The organism is Thermosynechococcus sp. B1, assembly GCF_030322985.1.
In the GTDB taxonomy this organism is placed as follows: Bacteria; Cyanobacteriota; Cyanobacteriia; order Thermosynechococcales; family Thermosynechococcaceae; genus Thermosynechococcus.
This window is the reverse complement of record NZ_CP096573.1, coordinates 2,454,749-2,473,947: the sequence shown is the minus strand read 5'-3', so window position 1 is coordinate 2,473,947 and position 19,199 is coordinate 2,454,749. Positions and strand designations below refer to the sequence as shown.

The following is a 19,199-nucleotide window of genomic DNA, read 5'->3' as shown; positions in this document are numbered from 1 at the left end:
TCGCTCCCACACCTCAGAGGAGAATTCCCTTGCTTTACCACGCGCGGGGCTGAAACTGCGGGTCGTTGAGAATTGCCACCCCATCCCCCGACTGTGCCAACACAAATAGACCCTGCCGATAGGCATAGCGAGCCACCTCAGGGGGCACAATCATCCCCGCCACGGCTCCCAAGAGTTTTGTGCCCCGATACTGATGAGCCAAACGGCGAAATTTGGCAATCCGCTCTAGGTGTTCATCCACATCACTTTGGCTGAGCTTGGTTTTCACCTCAACGAGAACGGCTTCATCGGTGTTAACGACCAACAGATCAATCTCTAGGCTCTCGTTCCCATCTTGGAGAATCACATCGCTGTAGAGTTGAGAGACGGCAATCCCCCGACTCTGAAATAAGCGCAGCACGGCTGGACGTACTTGCCATTCCACAAATTCCCCAAGACGGTTACCCAGTTTGCCAATTTGTTGGTTAAGTTGGCGAGCTTCTTCTCGCAGTAACCGTTCAGTCTCTTGAAAACGCCGCTCAGTTTCTTGAAATCGGCGTTCTGTTTCCTTTTGAGCTTCCAGTAACTCCCCCAATAACCGCCAAACATCTTCAGGGGTGTATGCTTGTGTCATGATCTTGGTCGGGTTTTCTAGGCTACAGCTAACCCTCTCATCATAGCCTAGGAGGCACTCAGAGAATTTCCATCATAAACTGCGCAAGGGCACTGCCACTATGCTTTACCACGCGCGGGGCTGAAACTGCGGGTCGTTGAGAATTGCCACGCCATCTCCCGACTGTGCCAACACAAATAGACCCTGCCGATAGGCATAGCGAGCCACCTCAGGGGGCACAATCATCCCCGCCACGGCTCCCAAGAGTTTTGTACCCCGATACTGATGAGCCAAACGGCGAAATTTGGCAATCCGCTCTAGGTGTTCATCCACATCACTTTGGCTGAGCTTGGTTTTCACCTCAACGAGAACGGCTTCATCGGTGTTAACGACCAACAGATCAATCTCTAGGCTCTCGTTCCCATCTTGGAGAATCACATCGCTGTAGAGTTGAGAGACGGCAATCCCCCGACTCTGAAATAAGCGCAGCACGGCTGGACGTACTTGCCATTCCACAAATTCCCCAAGACGGTTACCCAATTTACCAATCTGTTGGTTGAGCTGTTGTGCTTCTTCCCGTAGTAAACGCTCAGTCTCTTGAAAACGCCGCTCAGTTTCCTGAAAACGCCGCTCAGTTTCCTGAAAACGCCGCTCAGTTTCCTTTTGGGCTTCTAATAGCTCGCCTAATAATCGCCAAACATCTTCAGGGGTGTATGCTTGTGTCATTGACTTGATTGATGATTGCCGACAAATTCCGATATTTTCTATACGATCATAGCCTAGGGAATAGAACCCATGAATGATCAACTACTCGCACAATTTCTAAACCTCAGCCGCTGACAAACAGGAACCTGCATTCATGCCCAAACTATACTTACTGCGCCCAAGATGAGGCCACCAGTGTCATTTTTGGCCTCCCCAAGCAGGCCATTGCCCTTGGCGGTTGCAGCATATTTTGCCCATTGAGCGCAGAGGTGCCTTTTTGCAGGCGCCGGTAAATCCCTAATTAGCGTGACAGATTCGGGTAAATCCGCAGCCGCCGATTCGGCTCTTCCCCAAAGCTACAGGAGGTCAACTGGTAGTGCTCAATCAACTCGTGTTGCATTCGCCGAATGTTGGCCGATCGCGGTAACAACTCCACCACTTGACCCTTGGGAATTACAATTTCTTCAACGGCTAAGCGTGCCTCTTCAAGGGCCTCTAGCTCATCATCGCTCCCTGTCGGACTAAAAAGGGAAAGATCCGCTGATTCCGCTGGGCTGGGGTCTTCCATGCCAAGCAGCTGTCGCAGTCCCCGCACAATTTGAGCCATGCTGTTGGTTTTAATGGCATGCACCGGCAGGTGATGAATATGGGCAAGGTGCCGCAGCTTGCTTTCTCCCTTGAGGTGGGAGCGCAGCGTCAAAATAACATCTGCTTGATCAATGTCCTTGGTGACAATAATGGGCAGCTGCAAGGTGCGAATGGCTTGCTCCAAATGGTGGCGGCTGACGGCGTAGGGAAAGACATGCAGGGGCAGTTCCTCACCATTGGGGCCGACCGTGGGCGCCTCTAGGGTTGCCTCCAGTAGTTGGGCAAAATTGGCTCGTAGGGGTTCTTTAGTGCCCTCAGGGATGGGTAGCATCTGGCCACTGTTGCGCCAAGAGGGACGCTGGGACAGGGGTTTGACCTCCAATCGCTGGGGAGTCGGCTCAGAACGACTAATCACCACTGAGCCATCGGCGGCAACACTGCGAATTTCAGGTGACGGTTGGCGACCCCGCAGCAGCAGATCCACACTAGCAGCCACGTCGAGATGTATAGCCCAGCGATCGCGCTCCAGCATTTCCACTGCCATTTGAAACGTGGGGGGAGCCTTCCGTTCGAGCACACTTTTTTGGGTGCCGCGCCGCCGCGCTTCTTCATCCCCAAGGGTGACCGATTGAATGCCCCCCACCAAGTCGGCAAGGGTGGGGTTTTTCATCAGGTTCTCAATTTGGTTGCCGTGGGCAGTACCAATCAGTTGTACGCCTCGCTCCGCAATGGTGCGTGCTGCTAGTGCCTCTAGTTCGGTGCCAATCTCATCAATGACAATCACTTGGGGCATGTGGTTTTCCACCGCCTCAATCATCACCTGATGCTGAAGTTCCGGGCGAGCCACCTGCATTCGTCGTGCCTTGCCAATCGCTGGATGGGGAATATCACCGTCGCCCGCAATTTCATTAGAGGTGTCAATAATCACTACCCGTTTGTGCAACTCATCGGCCAAGACGCGGGCAATTTCCCGTAGTGCCGTTGTTTTACCAACACCGGGGCGACCTAAAAGCAAAATAGACTGGCCACTTTCGACCAAGTCGCGAATCATACCAATCGTGCCAAAGACGGCTCGCCCCACCCGGCAGGTCAAGCCAATAATCGTTCCTTGGCGATTGCGCAGGGCACTAATGCGGTGCAGCGTACGCTCAATCCCAGCGCGATTGTCACCACTAAACTCGCCCACCCGATCCACGGCATATTGCAACATCTCACGGCTGACGGGCGTCTCGGCAAGGTATTGGGTGCTGTGGATAAACCGTGCTTCCGGCAATCGCCCCAAATCGAGAACGATTTCTAAGAGTTCTTCCCGCTGCGGATGATCGGTGAGAGACTGTCCAAGGGGCGGCGGTAGGATCGCCAATAATTGATCGAGATCGTCAGTGACTTGGCGTTGTCCAGCAGTCAATTCAGCCATAGGGTACAGAGGGTGACGGGACAGATTTCAAAGGAGACACAAGGGTAGCTGCTTCAGCAACAGCCGCTGCAAGGACGGCAGGAACAGTTTGCCAAGGTTGGTCGGCGATCGCGTGGAAAGGGGCAAGGCGTTTGCGAGCATAACTACCATAGGCAACACCAGCAATTCCCTGTGGATCTAGCAATCCCATTGCCCTGAGTTTAGCAACCGTATGGCCATTTGTGCCGCCCGCCAACTGCACAAATCCGGGTAAATTTGCCCCTAAAATGGCTTGACCCAATTGAATGGTGGCTCGCGTTGCGCCATCACCAATATCGCCACTCATGGGACGACCATCCGCCTGCCAAATGAGGGCACATTCCAACGGTTGAATCTGCCCATTGATCCAGCGCAAATAGTCAATTACTCCCTCTCCTTGGGGACAACTGATGGCCAGCACCTGTAAATAGCGCACCCAAGGACGAACTCGCTGCCAAAGCTCGTGAAAGGCGCTGTAGCGTTGGGGTTGAGTATGAATTTCGAGGGCTTGGATCGTGCCCGCCTGGATCAGGGGCGTGATTTGCTCAAAGACTGCGGGTTGCTCATCGGTGCGAATCAAGCCCAAGGGGCAGAGGGGTAAACAGCGGCCACAACCATAACAGCGATCGCGCACCACCCCCTGCACCTGTTCATCAAAGCGAATGGCAGTGGCAGGGCAAATGCGTTCACAGGGGCGATCGCACCCTGGCGGACAGCGACTCGGATCAAACGTGGCCTTACGAAAATGGGGGTCAGCACCATCGTTGATGCTCACCATCAGCAGGGGGCGAGTGGCCCCAAGGCTTGCCGCAACCGTCAAAGCGTCATTAGCCGCGTAAATCACGGCAGGGTCGGCGGCCACATCAATACAATCAGCCCCTGCCAGTGCATAGGCCAAGGTCAGGTTATAGATTTGGGCAACATCTTGGAAACTGGCACCGTTAATGAGTTTGAACCAACGATGTGCCGCTAAAGCCGCTAGGGGGGCAGCAAAATCAACCATAAATATATTTTATGCGTTTTCAGGATTCAGCCTCGTCGTGACTCATCATCCGTTGTAGGGCTTGGAGGCCTTTTTTAATCTGGCGAGAGACTGTGACCGCACTTAGACCCAAGCGTTCAGCGGTTTCTTTTTGACTCAAATCGTACAAAAAGACAAATTCCAGAATCTGACAGGTGCGGGCTTCTAGTTTTTGCAGACACTGCTGCAAACGAATGCGATCTTCTTGGGCGAGTTGAAAACTTTGGTACCGTTGATCGGGCACGATGTCACCGAGGGAAACAGCATCTTCCTCACCCTCAAAGGTGGGGGCATCTAGGCTGACCGGGGTGGTGTGGTAGTTGGCAAATTTTGCCGCTTGCCATTCTTCAAGGGGGACATCGAGGGCTTGGGCAATTTCACTATCGCTGGGGGGACGCTGCAGTTGTTGGCGTAACTCCTGAATGACTCGCTTTGCTTGGCTTTGGAGGGTTTGCCAACGACGGGGGACGCGAATTTGCGGACTTTTATCCCGCAGGTAGTGTTGAATCTCACCGCGAATGTAGGGAATGGCAAAGGAACTAAAGGCCACTCCCTTACTTTGATCAAAGCGTTCAATGGCGTGAATGAGGCCAAGGGTGCCCACTTGCATCAGGTCGTCAAAGCTTTCTTGGGTGCACTGTACCCAGCGATGGGCTTCCTTGCGTACCAGTCCCATGTTCAACTCGACAAGGCGATTCCGCAATTCGCGTGCAGGGTTGTCTTGGTATGCCTGCAACAGAGACAAGGTAGAACCCTTTAGGTCAGTATGATCAGTACTCAGTGCCCTATTGGACATAGACACCCATGGTTTGGTTTCCCTACCGTTTCCAAAGTAAGCGGCTAGGGCGCTACTTGCTCACGTCATTGTAGAGCGATCGCGTCCCTGTACAATTTTCCCTACTTTCACTATTTCATACTCAGTATGGCAAAGCCTCTGTAGTTTCCCTGTGATCTCGACCACAGGTTAGGTTAAATTTTGCTAAATGTTGTTCCTTAGGTTCGCAGACTACCGAGGGCGATCGCGCCCCACAATGCAGTTCCCAAGCCAATGCGATACCAGATAAAAACCCAAGTGGAATGGCGTTGCAGGAATCGCAGCAGCCAAGCGATTGCCAAATAGGAAAAAACCATGCTCGAGAGTGTGGCAATCACAAGAGGAATAAACAGCGTCCCCTCATCAAAAACATCTTTGGCTTGGACAAGGGTGGCGATCGTCAGTGTGGGAATGCCCAACAGAAAAGAAAAGCGCGCCGCTGTTTGCCGCTCCAGCCCTAAAAATAAAGCTGTCGTTAGCGTCGATCCTGAACGCGAAGCCCCCGGCAGCAGGGCAATCATCTGGCCACAACCCACTAGAAAGCCATCTAAAATGCCAATGTCTTGATAGGTGCGTTTGCGGGAACCCCATTTTTCTGCGAGTCCCAAAAGAATTGCCATGGCGATCGCCATCGTGGCAATGATCTGAGGCCGATCCAACTCGACTTTGGCCCATTTCAGAAGAAGTCCTGCCGCTAGTGCGGGAATCGTGCCCACCGTGATCCCAACCAACAGTTTCCATTCTTCCCGCTGCCAATTCCGCTGTTGCCATGCCTGCCAAGCCCCTTGGACAATTTGGCGAATATCCTGCCAGAAATAGCCAAAAACCGCGATCACGCTACCAAATTGCATCGCATCTAGGGCAGTTTTATGCCAGACACTTTTCCACCCCAAGAGGTCACTAAAGAGAATCAAGTGAGCGGTACTGCTAATGGGCAAGAACTCTGTAATACCTTGCACGAAGCCGAGGATGACTGCTTGCAGCCAGAGAATAATATTCACGTTTCTGTCTCACCTTTGCAACCCCACCATCTTGCCATGAGTCGGTGAACAGGCTATCCTCGCCAAGATTTTGTAATAGATTGTAGAAACAGTCTTCTTAAACGCAGCAGCACTGTTTTGCCGGTTAGGCGTGTATGTCGGGTAACTTAGAAGCCGTTGAGCGGGAAATTTTAGGGTTACAGGGGATGCTATTGGCCGCCTTGGCGGAAATGCGTCAGCTTTATGATGTCTATCTAGAAATGCTCGCCCCCATTGCCCGCCAGCAGTTGATCACGGTTAGTTATCAGGTGTGCACCCAAGTCTTTCCAGAGCAATTTTTGACCCTTGCAGACCCAGAGCGACAGGACCTTCAGCGTCAGATTGTTGAACTGGCGATCGCCTTGGAAACCACGATTTTAAGCCTACAGACCCGTCGCCAAGAAGACTCAACTGCAAGGCAAGAGGCAACGAATGGGGAAGAAGACGCAACCAAGGAACAGGAACCCCCCTCCCTATCGGAGCAATTGAGCCAAGTTCTTTATCAAAGTTCGCTCAAGATTAACCATCTACTACAACGGGCGGCTATCTTACCGCCTGCCCCAATCGCGGTCATTTTAGAGATTGCCAGTAAGGCAGAAAATCGTCCCCTTGGGCGGATTCCCCATTTGTTGACGATGATGCTAGATGAGCAGAAACTACAAGAGGAGGGCGAAGAGGAGCGAGACACCAGTGAGTCCCCAAGGGAATCTTCCAGTCATCACCCCATGGCAGCCATTTACCTGCAACTTGAGGAACTGGAGTTTCAGCATCCCCCCCTCGGCAATCAGCGCAGTCAAATTCGCCAACTGGAAGCACGTCTGGCCACCCTCCAGAAGCAACTGCATAAAAAACAGCGGCAATATCTGGTTCTCAAGGCCAGTCGGGTATGGTGGCAAACGTGGAAAGCCAATGAAGCCGCAGACGCGACCGCCAGTGTCCCCGAAGCAATGGATGGTGAGCAATAGGGAAGGAGGCCTGCTGTGTCCCTTGACTGGCCACGCCTACAACGCGCCCTTGCCATTGAAACGGCGCGGGGTTTTTGCAACCTTCAGGGCAATACCTATCGGTTTAATGAGTATTTACACGCAGCGTTAATGCAAGCCCCTCTGCAACAACTCCCCCTTCAGATGCGCGATCGCTGGCAGGAAACGGCGGCAGCCTATGCCCACTACAACGATCTCTCCCCCAGCCAACGACAACACCTCGTGGTGAAAACGCGCCAACTGCTCCACGATGTCCACAAACAACTCACAAGTCCACCCCCGCGCCCCCGTCCCCTCGATCAAGCGCTCAAAACAGTGAATGGGATTGGTGAGCGCACTGCGGCGAAACTGGAAAAACTCGGGCTTTATAGGGTTGCGGATCTCATTTACTACTTCCCCCGCGATCACATTGACTATGCCCGCCAAGTCTCGATTCAGCAACTGCAAGCTGGGGAGACCGTCACCCTTGTGGGTAAAGTCCGCCGTTGCAACTGTTTTACCAGTCCCCGCAATGCCAAGCTGACGATCTTAGAAATTGTTCTTCAAGATCGCACCGGGCAAATTCGCCTGAGTCGCTTCTATGCGGGTGCCCGCTATGCCCAACGGGGGTGGCAAGAGCAGCAAAAACGCCTCTATGCCCCACAGACCATTGTGGCTGCCTCTGGCCTCGTGAAACTGACAAAGTATGGCCTTACCCTTGAAGATCCGCAGTTGGAAGTGCTGGATCATGCTGGGGCAGAAATAGACTCCCTCACGATTGGCCGTATTGTGCCGGTCTATCCCTTAACGGAGGGGGTATCTCCCGATGTGATTCGCCGTGCGGTCGATCGCGTTCTGCCCTTGGTGCAGGGCTATCCTGATCCCCTACCGCAGGGGCTACGCCAACGTCACCAACTCCTGCCCTTAGACATGGCGCTACGGCACATTCACTTTCCGCCGGATCGAACGCAACTGAGTCTGGCACGGCGGCGGCTGATTTTTGATGAATTTTTTTACCTGCAACTGGGCTTACTGCAACGGCGGCGCCAGCAGCAACAGCAGGCCAGTGCCCCCCTCAATCCCCAAGGGGAACTGATTGAGCAGTTTTACCAAGGGCTGCCCTTTCAACTCACAGGGGCGCAGCAGCGGGTAGTGGCGGAAATTTTGGCGGATTTAGAGCGCCCGATTCCCATGAATCGCCTTGTCCAAGGGGATGTGGGGTCAGGGAAAACGGTTGTTGCAGTGATTGCCCTATTGGCGGCAGTGCAGTCCGGCTATCAAGGGGCACTAATGGCACCCACGGAGGTTCTGGCAGAGCAGCACTATCGCAAGCTCTTGGAATGGCTCACCCCCCTCCATGTGCCGGTGGAACTGCTCACAGGATCGATACGTACAGCCAAGCGCCGCCAGATTCTGGATCAATTGGCAACAGGGGAATTGCCGGTGCTGGTGGGCACCCACGCTCTGATCCAAGAGGGGGTGACGTTTCAGCGCCTCGGTCTCGTGGTTATTGATGAACAGCACCGCTTTGGGGTGGCGCAACGGGCAAAGCTGCAAGCTAAAGGACTCCTGCCCCATGTGTTGACCATGACGGCGACACCGATTCCCCGCACGCTTGCCTTGACCCTCCATGGGGATTTGGATGTGAGTCAAATTGATGAATTGCCCCCCGGTCGGCAGCCGATTCAAACAACCGTCTTGGGACGGGGCGATCGCTCCTGCGCCTACGATTTAATCCGTCGGGAAGTAGCCCAAGGGCGGCAAGCGTATATTGTCCTGCCGTTGGTTGAGGAATCGGAAAAACTGGATCTGAAATCCGCCATTGCCGAGCACGAGCGATTACAAACGGAGATTTTTCCCAATTTTCGGGTCGGGCTGCTCCACGGTCGCATGGTATCGAGTGAAAAGGATGCGACAATTCAAGCCTTTGCCAAGGGGGAATTGGATATTCTGGTGGCTACCACGGTGGTTGAGGTGGGGGTGGATGTCCCCAATGCCACGGTGATGCTCATTGAACATGCCGAACGCTTTGGCCTATCCCAACTCCATCAACTGCGGGGGCGGGTGGGGCGGGGTGCCCAACAGTCCTATTGTCTGCTGCTCAATAGTTCTCGCAATGATGTTGCCAAGCAACGGCTGAATGTGCTGGCACAGTCTCAGGATGGCTTCTTTATTGCAGAGATGGATCTGCGGCTGCGCGGTCCGGGGGAGGTGTTGGGGACGCGGCAATCGGGATTACCGGACTTTGCCCTCGCTAGCCTCGTTGAGGATCAAGATTGCCTAGAGGCGGCGCGATCGGCGGCCAGTGAACTGATCGCCCAGGATCCTGAGTTACGGGGCTATCCTCTGCTGCAGGCAGTTCTCCAGCAGCGGCGCGATCGCCTGCTTGAGGGCATGATGAACTAATACCCCCCCTTTGGGAGGGATATGTTAAATTTAGTTAAGAACCTGATAAAAAGCGCCGCCAATGAAAGTCTCTTGGAAAACTGTTCTCCTTTGGTCAATCCCCCTACTGCTCATGGGGGTTCTCCTCTGGCAGGGGGCGAGCAACTTTATGCTCAATCAAAGTCAGCCTCCTCTGAATACCGCCAGTACGCGCATGAGCTATGGGCGATTCCTCAACTATTTAGATGCGGGTCGCATTAGTAAAGTGGACATTTTCGATAATGGTCGCACCGCCATTGTGGATGTCTCTGATCCGGAACTGATTAACGGTCGCCCCCTGCGGGTACGGGTAGATATGCCGGGGACGGCTCCAGAAGTCATTAGTAAACTGCGGGAGCAGCACGTAGAAATTGATGTTCATCCGGCTCGCAATGATGGTGCCCTGTGGGGACTCTTGGGTAATTTACTCTTCCCCGTCTTGCTCTTGGGAGGACTCTTTTTCCTCTTCCGCCGCTCCAGCAACGTGCCCGGAGGCCCAGGTCAGGCGATGAACTTTGGTAAGTCTCGCGCCCGCTTCCAAATGGAGGCCAAAACGGGTGTCATGTTTGACGATGTTGCTGGTGTCGATGAAGCCAAGGAAGAACTACAAGAGGTGGTCACCTTCCTGAAGAAGCCCGAGAAATTTACAGCGGTGGGTGCTCGCATTCCCAAAGGGGTGCTACTAGTAGGGCCACCCGGCACAGGGAAAACGATGCTGGCCAAGGCAATCGCCGGTGAGGCAGGGGTACCCTTCTTCTCCATCTCGGGTTCAGAATTTGTCGAGATGTTTGTTGGTGTTGGTGCCTCCCGCGTCCGGGATCTGTTCCGCAAAGCCAAAGAAAACGCTCCCTGTCTCATCTTTATTGATGAAATTGATGCTGTGGGTCGCCAACGCGGGGCTGGCATTGGCGGCGGTAACGATGAGCGGGAGCAAACCCTCAACCAACTGCTGACCGAAATGGATGGCTTTGAGGGGAATACCGGCATCATTGTGATTGCGGCAACCAACCGCCCGGATGTCTTGGATGCGGCTCTCCTGCGTCCGGGTCGTTTTGACCGACAGGTGGTGGTGGATGCGCCGGATATTAAGGGTCGCTTGGCGATTCTCAAGGTGCATGCCCGCAACAAGAAATTGGCGCCTGAAGTTTCCCTTGAGGCGATCGCTCGCCGTACCCCCGGCTTTACGGGAGCCGATTTGGCCAACCTCCTCAATGAAGCAGCGATTCTCACGGCCCGTCGGCGGAAACCCGCCATCACCATGCTGGAAATTGACGATGCCGTGGATCGGGTTGTCGCTGGTATGGAGGGCACACCGCTGATTGACGGCAAGAGCAAGCGCCTCATCGCCTACCACGAAGTGGGTCATGCCATTGTCGGGACACTGCTTAAAGAGCACGATCCTGTCCAAAAAGTGACGTTGGTGCCCCGCGGTCAAGCCCGTGGTCTCACTTGGTTCATGCCCTCAGAGGATTCTGGTCTGATCTCGCGATCGCAACTCATGGCGCGGATGGCCGGTGCCCTTGGGGGCCGAGCGGCTGAATACGTCGTCTTTGGCGATGCTGAGGTCACGACTGGTGCTGGCAATGACCTGCAGCAAGTGACAGCAATGGCACGGCAAATGGTGACCCGCTTTGGTATGTCAGATCTAGGACCTCTCTCCTTGGAAACCCAAAACGGTGAAGTGTTCTTGGGGCGGGACTTGGTGTCTCGAACAGAATACTCCGAAGAAATTGCGGCGCGCATTGATGCCCAAGTGCGGGAGTTGGTGCAGCACAGCTACGAACTCGCCATCAAGATTATCCGGGACAATCGCGTGGTCATTGACCGCCTCGTTGATCTCCTAGTAGAGAAAGAAACCATTGATGGTGAAGAGTTCCGGCAAATTGTTGCTGAATACACCGTTGTTCCCGATAAAGAGCGCTTTGTACCGCAGCTTTAGATAAGCTAAATTAGTAGATTCAATCACCCTAACCCCTCTCCCAGTGCGGATGAGGGGGATTTTATTTTGACTGCCTTTCCCCTGTAAATTCTATGCTCAACTAAACCGACTTTCATGTCAGTTTCATTGACACCATTTCCACCAGTAAATAGAATGATAATCGTTATTATTTTAGGTACCCTATGTCCCAGCAATCCCGTAACCAGTTGTTAACCGTGCAAAGCAGCCTTGAAAGTATACCCACCTGCGTCTCGACCCAGGTGTCGGATGCTGAGATGGAGCAGGCGGTTCGCACACTCCTCATCGGGCTAGGGGAAAATCCCGATCGCGAAGGCCTGCGGGATACCCCCAAACGGGTTGTGCAAGCCTTGAAGTTTTTAACCAGTGGCTACCGCCAATCCTTGGATGACCTACTGAATGACGCCGTTTTTTACGAAGACACCAATGAGATGGTCTTAGTGCGCGACATCGATCTCTTTAGTTGTTGTGAGCACCATATTCTGCCAATCATTGGTCGTGCCCATGTCGCCTACATTCCCAATGGCAGGGTCATTGGCCTGTCAAAAATTGCCCGCATTTGCGAGATGTATGCGCGGCGGCTACAGGTGCAGGAGCGCCTAACCCAACAAATTGCAGATGCTTTGCAAGGACTCCTGAAACCGCAAGGGGTGGCTGTGGTTGTTGAGGCCACCCATATGTGTATGGTGATGCGAGGTGTACAAAAACCGGGCTCTTGGACGGTCACCAGTTCAATGCAAGGGGTGTTTGCTGAAGATGCCCGCACCCGCCAAGAGTTCCTAGATCTGATCCGCCACCAACCCTCCTTCCGCTAGCCTGATTAGCAGACAAGGGGGAGAGGAAATATTTCTCCCCCTCTGGTGGCTAAAACAGCGTTCCTGCGTTAACTTACTCCACTACCTTGCTCAAGAATTTTCGGAATTCCTGCCCTTAAGCAGATTCAGCCATTCTTCAACTTGAGACGCGGCAATTTGCCGGCATCCCAACCCAAAGGCGAGGGCGATCGCCACCGCAATAGAACCAAAGAGCAAGCCAAAGGCTAAATTGACAATACTTGTTGCGATGCCCATCTGTTGCAAAGCCATTGCCCCCACAAATGTCATCGTTGCTAGCCGCGCCGCCTGAGCGAGAAAACGCCCTTGGGAGGTGCCAGAACTGGCAAGAAGCCGAAACACTAAATTGGCAAAATACAATCCTACCGCAAAGATCAGCGTTCCGACCAACACCCGACCAATCACCACTACTAGGGCAGTGACAAAAGCACTGAGAGCAGGAATATCCAGTACATCAACGGCAGCGATCGCCCCAAATAACAAAACGCCAACAAGGGCAACGATGCCCATCACTTCTGAGGGCTGTCGCCAGCGCTGCTCGGGTGCCTCCGCAGGCTGAGACTCCTGAGAATCCACCGTCGGACGCTCTAGACCTAGCCAGACAAACACTTGATCAAAGCCGATGGTTTGTAGGAAATTGGTAAGCGTCTCCGCCACAAAGCGGCCAATTACATAGGCCAGCAGCAGAATAATGGCTGCAGTAAAAATTTTCGGCAATGCCGTCAGCACTTGGTTGAGCATTGCCGTTGCCGGTTCCGTAATGGCCACAATTTGCAACGCGTCAAGGCTGGCGATCGCCGTGGGAATCAAGACTAAGACATAGACAATCGTACCGATGACCGTTGCTAGGGATTCCCCTAAACTGGTTTGCCCTAGACCGAGGCGCTGACCAATGCGCTGAATCCCCATGGCCGTCATTAAGTTAACGACTAAGCTGCGGACAATGCGGGCAATAAACCAACCAACAACCGCGATAATCACCGCCTTAAAGACAAAAGGCAGTGCCCCTAGAATATCATTCAAGAGATTTTGTACAGGCTGCAATGAGCCTTGCAGATCAAGCACCCCCAAAATTAAGGGCAGGAAGAAAAGAAAAACAAACCAATAGAGGGTATTTCCCAACATCTCAGCCACAGACATGGTGGCCGGCCCCTCTGAGGAACCATTCCCCTCAGATTCTAGGGGGAGTTGGCGATCCAAATTCAAAGAACGGGCGGACTGAGTAACCACCATTTTTGATATGGTCGCCACTACCCAAGCCACATCCGCCAGCAAGATGGCTGCCCCCAGCTTGGGCAGGAAACTAAAAACTTGATTGAGAAACGCATTGAGGGGCTGGGAAACCGTTGTTAGCCGCAGGGCATCCAAAAAGGCCACCACCGCCAGCAAAAAGATGACCCAAAAAACCACTGCTGCCAGAATAGCAGTCACTGATATGCTCTGAAGCGACTCACTGCCACCAAAGAACTGGGTCAATCGTTCATCAACGCGCAGTCGTTTCAAAACCGAGCGTGTTATCTTTGCCAGAATAGTGGCAACAATCCAGCCAATGAGCAACAAAGCAACTGCAATAATGACTTGCGCTAAAAGGCTCCCCAAATTGTTAAGGTCAAAAGCTGGATTCACTGAATTTTCACCGACAATTTGGGAAGTTTCTTCAGTACTAATTTGAGCCAACAAGCCTTCAATAGGGCTCTTAGATGAAAACCTCAAAATAGCTAGGTTAAATGTATCACGCATTACAACCGTCCTCAGTTAAAACCCAATCTCATCAATGGCAAAATTCAGTCCTAGGATATCTAAAAAGTAGCGTGATGTCATTGAAAACGTTTTTAGGGGACTAGTATATTGAGATACGTTACAAATCCCTAACTTTAGTCGTTGGCAAGGAACTAGTTTGCTGCCGACTTGAAACAAGCAGCTACAACTTTTTATCAAACTTATCAAAAACAAAAATCCCCCACCACGAGGGCAGGGGACTGAACGAAAGTTATCTCAACTCGATCAACCGAACTTGGCGGCGGTTGAAGCAATCAAGAAGGCCGCGTAGGTCAAGACATAGCCAACACTGAAGTGAGCCAAACCCACCAAACGGGCTTGCACAATGGACAGCGCCACCGGCTTGTCTTTCCAACGCACCAAGTTGGCCAAGGGAGTGCGCTCGTGTGCCCACACCAAGGTTTCAATCAGCTCTTGCCAGTAACCGCGCCAGCTAATCAGGAACATGAAGCCTGTAGCCCACACAAGGTGACCAAACAGGAACATCCATGCCCATACCGACAGGTTATTAGTACCAAAGGGGTTGTAGCCATTGATGAGCTGCGACGAGTTCAACCAGAGGTAATCCCGCAGCCAACCCATGAGGTAGGTAGAGTTTTCGTTGAACTGAGCCACATTGCCTTCCCAGACACCAAGGTGTTTCCAGTGCCAGTAGAAGGTAACCCAGCCAATGGTGTTCAGCATCCAGAACATCGCTAGATAGAAGGCATCCCATGCAGAAATATCGCAGGTACCGCCACGGCCAGGGCCATCACAGGGGAAAGCATAGCCAAAGTCTTTTTTATCTGGCATCAGTTTGGAACCACGGGCATCCAACGCACCTTTGACCAAAATCAAGGTGGTGGTGTGCAGACCTAGGGCAATGGCGTGGTGCACCAAGAAGTCACCGGGGCCAATCGTCAAGAACAAGGAGTTGGTACCACTGTTGATGGCATCGAGCCAACCAGGGAGCCAGACGTTACCGTAGTTCGGCCAAGCAGTGCTGGCAATGCTATCGGGGTTCGACAGCAGCGTATCAAAACCGTAAAGCAGTTTGCCATGGGCCGCTTGAATGAACTGAGCAAACACCGGCTCAATCAGGATTTGCTTTTCGGGGGTACCAAAGGCCACCACGACATCGTTGTGGACATAGAGACCCAAGGTGTGGAAGCCCAAGAAGAGGGACACCCAGCTTAGGTGGGAAATAATCGCCTCTTTATGTTGCAGCACCCGATCCAACACGTTGCCTTTGTTTTGGGCTGGATCATAGTCCCGCACCAAGAAGATGGCACCATGGGCAAAGGCACCCACCATCAAGAAGCCAGCGATGTACTGGTGATGGGTATAGAGGGCAGCCATCGTGGTGTGGTCTTGGGCAATGAAGGCATAGGGTGGCAGCGAGTACATGTGCTGTGCCACCAAGGAGGTGATCACGCCCAAGCAGGCCAAGTGCCAACCCAACTGGAAGTGCAGCGAGTTGTTGTAGGTTTCATAGATGCCTTGGTGAGGCATGTTGAAGGGACCTTCCACCTTCGTGCCAAAGAAGTCCTTGGCATCCATCATCTCTTTAATGCTGTGGCCAATCCCAAACTGGGTGCGGTACATGTGACCCGCCACAATAAAGAGCACCGCAATGGCAAGGTGGTGGTGCGCCATATCCGTGAGCCACAGGGACTCCGTTTGGGGATGGAAGCCACCCAAGAAGGTGAGAATCGCCGTTCCCGCCCCCTCTGCCGTGCCAAAGACGTGGCTAGCCGTGTCAGGGTTTTGGGCATAGACACCCCAGTTGCCCGTAAAGAAAGGCGCCAAACCAGCGGGGTGGGGCATGGTACTCAGGAAATTATCCCAGCCCACGTGCTGACCACGGGACTCGGGAATGGCCACGTGAATCAGGTGACCCGCCCAAGCCAAGGAGCTAACCCCAAACAGACCCGCCAAGTGGTGGTTCAACCGCGATTCGGCATTTTTGAACCAAGAGAGGCTAGGACGGAATTTGGGTTGTAGGTGCAGCCAGCCGGCAAAGAGGGCCAGCGAAGCCAGAATCAGCAGGAAGATGGCACCTTGGTAGAGGTCACCGTTGGTGCGCATACCGATGGTGTACCACCAGTGATAGACACCGGAGTAGGCAATGTCCACAGGGTTAGAAGCCCCCGCTTGGGTAAAGGCATCCACTGCGGCTTTGCCAAATTGAGGATCCCAGATCGCATGGGCGATGGGACGGGTGTTGACAGGGTCTTGAATCCATTGTTCAAAGTTCCCCTGCCACGCAACGTGGAATAGGCTACCAGACACCCACAGGAAGATGATGGCCAGATGCCCAAAGTGGGAGGCAAAAATCTTCTGGTAAAGATTTTCCTCGGTCATGCCATCGTGGCTTTCAAAGTCGTGAGCCATGGCGATGGCGTACCAAATCCGGCGTGTGGTCGGATCCTGTGCGAGGTCTTGGCTAAACTTCGGAAATTTAGTTGCCATAGTTGGTTATCTCCTCCTCGCCCCTATCCTACAGAAATAATCCGAGCTAGGAAGAATGCCCAAGTAGTGGCAATCCCCCCTAGGAGGTAATGGGCTACACCGACGGCACGGCCTTGAATAATGCTCAGGGCACGGGGCTGAATGGCCGGTGCAACTTTCAGCTTGTTGTGGGCCCAAACAATGGACTCAATCAGCTCTTGCCAGTAGCCACGACCACTGAAGAGGAACATGAGGCTGAAGGCCCAAATGAAGTGAGCACCCAAGAACAACAAACCATAGGCGGATAGGGCTGAACCATAGGAGCCAATCACCTGAGAAGCTTGTGCCCACAGGAAGTCCCGTAGCCAGCCATTGATGGTGATGGCACTTTGGGCAAAGTTACCGCCCGTGATGTGAGATACCGTGCCATCGGGAGCAACAGTACCCCAGACATCCGACTGCATCTTCCAACTGAAGTGGAAAATTACAACAGAGATGCAGTTGTACATCCAGAACAGACCCAAGAAGACGTGATCCCAACCGGAGACTTGGCAGGTACCGCCACGACCGGGACCATCGCAGGGGAAGCGGAAGCCCAAGTTGGCTTTATCGGGAATGAGGCGAGAGCTGCGGGCAAAGAGGACGCCCTTCAGCAGAATCAGCACTGTCACGTGGATCGTGAAAGCGTGAATATGGTGCACCATGAAGTCGGCCGTTCCCAGAACAATGGGCATCATGGCGACTTTGCCACCGACTGCAACCACATCACCACCAAAGGCAACACTAGCGGTCGCTGCTGCATTGGGAGCAGTGCCACCGGGGGCTAGGGTGTGCAGGTGTTGTACCCATTGGGCAAACACGGGCTGAAGTTGAATCCCCGTATCCGAGAACATATCTTGGGGACGACCAAAGGCGCGCATCGTGTCGTTGTGGACGTACAGGCCGAAGCTGTGGAAGCCCAAGAAGATGCACACCCAGTTCAGGTGAGAAATGATGGCATCGCGATGGCGCAGTACCCGATCCAGAACGTTGTTTTGATTCATGGCCGGATCGTAATCACGCACCATGAAGATGGCACCGTGGGCAGCACCACCCACAATCAGGAAACCGCCAATCCACATGTGGTGGGTAAACAGCGACAGTTGGGTGGGATAGTCGGTAGCCAAGTAAGGATAGGGGGGCATTGCATACATGTGCTGCGCCACAATAATGCTCAGCGAACCCATCATGGCTAGGTTGATCGCCAGTTGGGCATGCCAAGAGGTGGTCAGCACTTCGTACAGACCTTTGTGGCCGGCACCGGTGAAGGGGCCTTTGTGGGCTTCAAGAATCTCTTTGAGGCTGTGGCCGATTCCCCAGTTGGTGCGGTACATGTGACCGGCAACGATGAAGAGGACGGCGATCGCCACGTGATGGTGAGCCGTATCCGACAGCCACAGGCCACCGGTAACAGGGTTCAAGCCGCCGTTAAAGGTCAGGAAATCCGAGTAGGCAGCCCAATTAAAGGTGAAGAAGGGAATGACGCCACTCAAGAAACCCCAATCCACTTTGGGATATAGGTCGGCCATCAAGCTGGGGTTAAGGATAAACTCGTGGGGCAAGGGAATATCCTTAGCAGCAACCCCTGCATCCAAGAGTTTGTTGATGGGTAGCGAGACGTGGATCTGGTGACCTGCCCAAGCCAAAGACCCCAAGCCAAGCAAGCCGGCGAGGTGGTGGTTGAGCATGGATTCCACGCTTTGGAACCATTCCAGCTTAGGAGCGCGCTTGTGATAGTGGAACCAGCCTGCAAAGAGCATTAAGCCAGCCATGACCAAGCCACCGATTGCGGTGCAGTAAAGCTGGAACTCATTGGTGATCCCAGAGGCACGCCACAGTTGGAATAGCCCCGAGGTGATTTGGATGCCGTGGAAACCACCGCCGACATCACCATTGAGAATGCCTTGACCCACAATGGGCCAGACCACTTGAGCACTGGGCTTGATACCGGTGGGATCGGCCAGCCAAGCCTCATAGTTTGAGAATTTTGCACCGTGGAAGTACATCCCACTCAGCCAGATGAACACCACAGCCAGATGGCCGAAGTGTGCACTGAAGATCTTGCGGGAAATATCTTCAAGGTCGCTCGTGTGTGTATCGAAATCGTGGGCAAGAGCGTGGAGGTTCCAAATCCATGTGGTGGTTTGGGGGCCTCTGGCCAAGGTGCGGTCAAAATGCCCGGGTTTTGCCCATTTTTCAAAGGAGGTGGGCACCGGGTCATTATCAACCACGACTTTGACCTTTGGCTCTCGCTCCGGTGGACTGATGGTCATCGAGTCTCTCCTCTCTCTTAGGCAAGGAAGGAACGAGGGCATTCACCTCGGCAATATAGAAAGATCTTTAGATCAATGATTGTGAAGAATCGTGAATCTAAAGACCCAGAATGGAACGATAAAGCCCGTTCAGGAGGCGAATGCTCAATTCAGCATTATAGAAGGGGAGTACAGACTTTGCCGATAATTAACATTATTTAAGATGCTTGAATTCTTGACATGATTGTGGGGGTATAAATGCATAATATATGCGCTATCATATCCATTGATTTAATACAGGTGGCCGTGGCTCAATTCCCTGTAAAATCGGCTTTTGGGGCGATCGCCC

13 protein-coding genes are annotated in these 19,199 nt (G+C 53.2%); 4 read left to right on the top strand and 9 right to left on the bottom strand.

All coding sequences use genetic code 11. The features are described from left to right. Positions 1-34: 34 nt before the first annotated feature. The 6 genes from M0644_RS12235 to M0644_RS12210 all read right to left on the bottom strand — a co-directional run bounded on the left by M0644_RS12235 (position 35) and on the right by M0644_RS12210 (position 6,156). Positions 35-613 (bottom strand): hypothetical protein, encoded by a 579-nt coding sequence (locus M0644_RS12235; RefSeq protein ID WP_286625897.1) that lies wholly within the window; start codon positions 611-613, stop codon positions 35-37. A 105-nt stretch (positions 614-718) separates the two neighbouring features. Beyond that, on the bottom strand, positions 719-1,318 hold the full coding sequence (locus tag M0644_RS12230) for a hypothetical protein (RefSeq protein WP_149821245.1): 600 nt from the start codon (positions 1,316-1,318) through the stop codon (positions 719-721). Between the two features lie 280 nt (positions 1,319-1,598). Next, entirely contained in the window at positions 1,599-3,302 is a 1,704-nt protein-coding gene (locus tag M0644_RS12225) for a R3H domain-containing nucleic acid-binding protein (RefSeq protein WP_149821243.1), read from the bottom strand. Then, positions 3,295-4,323: a circadian clock protein LdpA gene (gene ldpA / locus M0644_RS12220; protein ID WP_286625896.1), complete on the bottom strand. Its 1,029-nt coding sequence runs from the start codon at positions 4,321-4,323 to the stop codon at positions 3,295-3,297. Before ldpA ends, M0644_RS12225 begins: the two co-directional genes overlap by 8 nt. Before the next feature lie 19 nt (positions 4,324-4,342). Continuing rightward, positions 4,343-5,137, bottom strand: coding sequence for an RNA polymerase sigma factor SigF (locus M0644_RS12215; RefSeq protein ID WP_149821239.1), 795 nt, complete (start codon positions 5,135-5,137; stop codon positions 4,343-4,345). Positions 5,138-5,334: 197 nt separating this feature from the next. Next, complete coding sequence (locus M0644_RS12210; RefSeq protein WP_286625894.1) at positions 5,335-6,156, bottom strand: undecaprenyl-diphosphate phosphatase; 822 nt, start codon at positions 6,154-6,156, stop codon at positions 5,335-5,337. 134 nt (positions 6,157-6,290) lie between these two features. On the opposite strand from M0644_RS12210, the gene M0644_RS12205 reads away from it, so the two are divergent. From M0644_RS12205 to folE, 4 genes are all read left to right on the top strand, one after another. Next, positions 6,291-7,139, top strand: a complete 849-nt coding sequence (locus M0644_RS12205) for a hypothetical protein (RefSeq protein ID WP_149821235.1) — start codon at positions 6,291-6,293, stop codon at positions 7,137-7,139. A gap of 15 nt (positions 7,140-7,154) precedes the next feature. Then, the gene (gene recG / locus M0644_RS12200; protein WP_286625892.1) at positions 7,155-9,542 is read left to right on the top strand and encodes an ATP-dependent DNA helicase RecG; all 2,388 of its coding nucleotides are present in this window, start codon (positions 7,155-7,157) and stop codon (positions 9,540-9,542) included. A 61-nt stretch (positions 9,543-9,603) separates the two neighbouring features. Beyond that, entirely contained in the window at positions 9,604-11,499 is a 1,896-nt protein-coding gene (gene ftsH2, locus M0644_RS12195; RefSeq protein ID WP_149821231.1) for an ATP-dependent zinc metalloprotease FtsH2, read from the top strand. Positions 11,500-11,681: 182 nt separating this feature from the next. Then, positions 11,682-12,332, top strand: a complete 651-nt coding sequence (folE, locus tag M0644_RS12190; RefSeq protein ID WP_149821229.1) for a GTP cyclohydrolase I FolE — start codon at positions 11,682-11,684, stop codon at positions 12,330-12,332. A 90-nt stretch (positions 12,333-12,422) separates the two neighbouring features. Here the strand turns inward: folE and M0644_RS12185 are convergent, their stop codons facing one another. From M0644_RS12185 to psaA, 3 genes are all read right to left on the bottom strand, one after another. Then, entirely contained in the window at positions 12,423-14,030 is a 1,608-nt protein-coding gene (locus tag M0644_RS12185; protein WP_286625891.1) for a mechanosensitive ion channel, read from the bottom strand. Positions 14,031-14,354: 324 nt separating this feature from the next. Continuing rightward, positions 14,355-16,580, bottom strand: a complete 2,226-nt coding sequence (psaB, locus tag M0644_RS12180; RefSeq protein ID WP_149821225.1) for a photosystem I core protein PsaB — start codon at positions 16,578-16,580, stop codon at positions 14,355-14,357. 23 nt (positions 16,581-16,603) lie between these two features. Further along, entirely contained in the window at positions 16,604-18,811 is a 2,208-nt protein-coding gene (gene psaA, locus M0644_RS12175) for a photosystem I core protein PsaA (protein WP_399363257.1), read from the bottom strand. Between the last annotated feature and the right edge of the window lie 388 nt (positions 18,812-19,199).

Coding starts and splice junctions, on each gene's coding strand:
- psaB (WP_149821225.1), bottom strand. CDS start 16,580: ATGGCAACTAAATTTCCGAAGTTTAGCCAAGACCTCGCACAGGATCCG.
- folE (WP_149821229.1), top strand. CDS start 11,682: ATGTCCCAGCAATCCCGTAACCAGTTGTTAACCGTGCAAAGCAGCCTT.
- ldpA (WP_286625896.1), bottom strand. CDS start 4,323: ATGGTTGATTTTGCTGCCCCCCTAGCGGCTTTAGCGGCACATCGTTGG.
- M0644_RS12225 (WP_149821243.1), bottom strand. CDS start 3,302: ATGGCTGAATTGACTGCTGGACAACGCCAAGTCACTGACGATCTCGAT.
- M0644_RS12230 (WP_149821245.1), bottom strand. CDS start 1,318: ATGACACAAGCATACACCCCTGAAGATGTTTGGCGATTATTAGGCGAG.
- M0644_RS12235 (WP_286625897.1), bottom strand. CDS start 613: ATGACACAAGCATACACCCCTGAAGATGTTTGGCGGTTATTGGGGGAG.
- ftsH2 (WP_149821231.1), top strand. CDS start 9,604: ATGAAAGTCTCTTGGAAAACTGTTCTCCTTTGGTCAATCCCCCTACTG.
- M0644_RS12215 (WP_149821239.1), bottom strand. CDS start 5,137: ATGTCCAATAGGGCACTGAGTACTGATCATACTGACCTAAAGGGTTCT.
- M0644_RS12205 (WP_149821235.1), top strand. CDS start 6,291: ATGTCGGGTAACTTAGAAGCCGTTGAGCGGGAAATTTTAGGGTTACAG.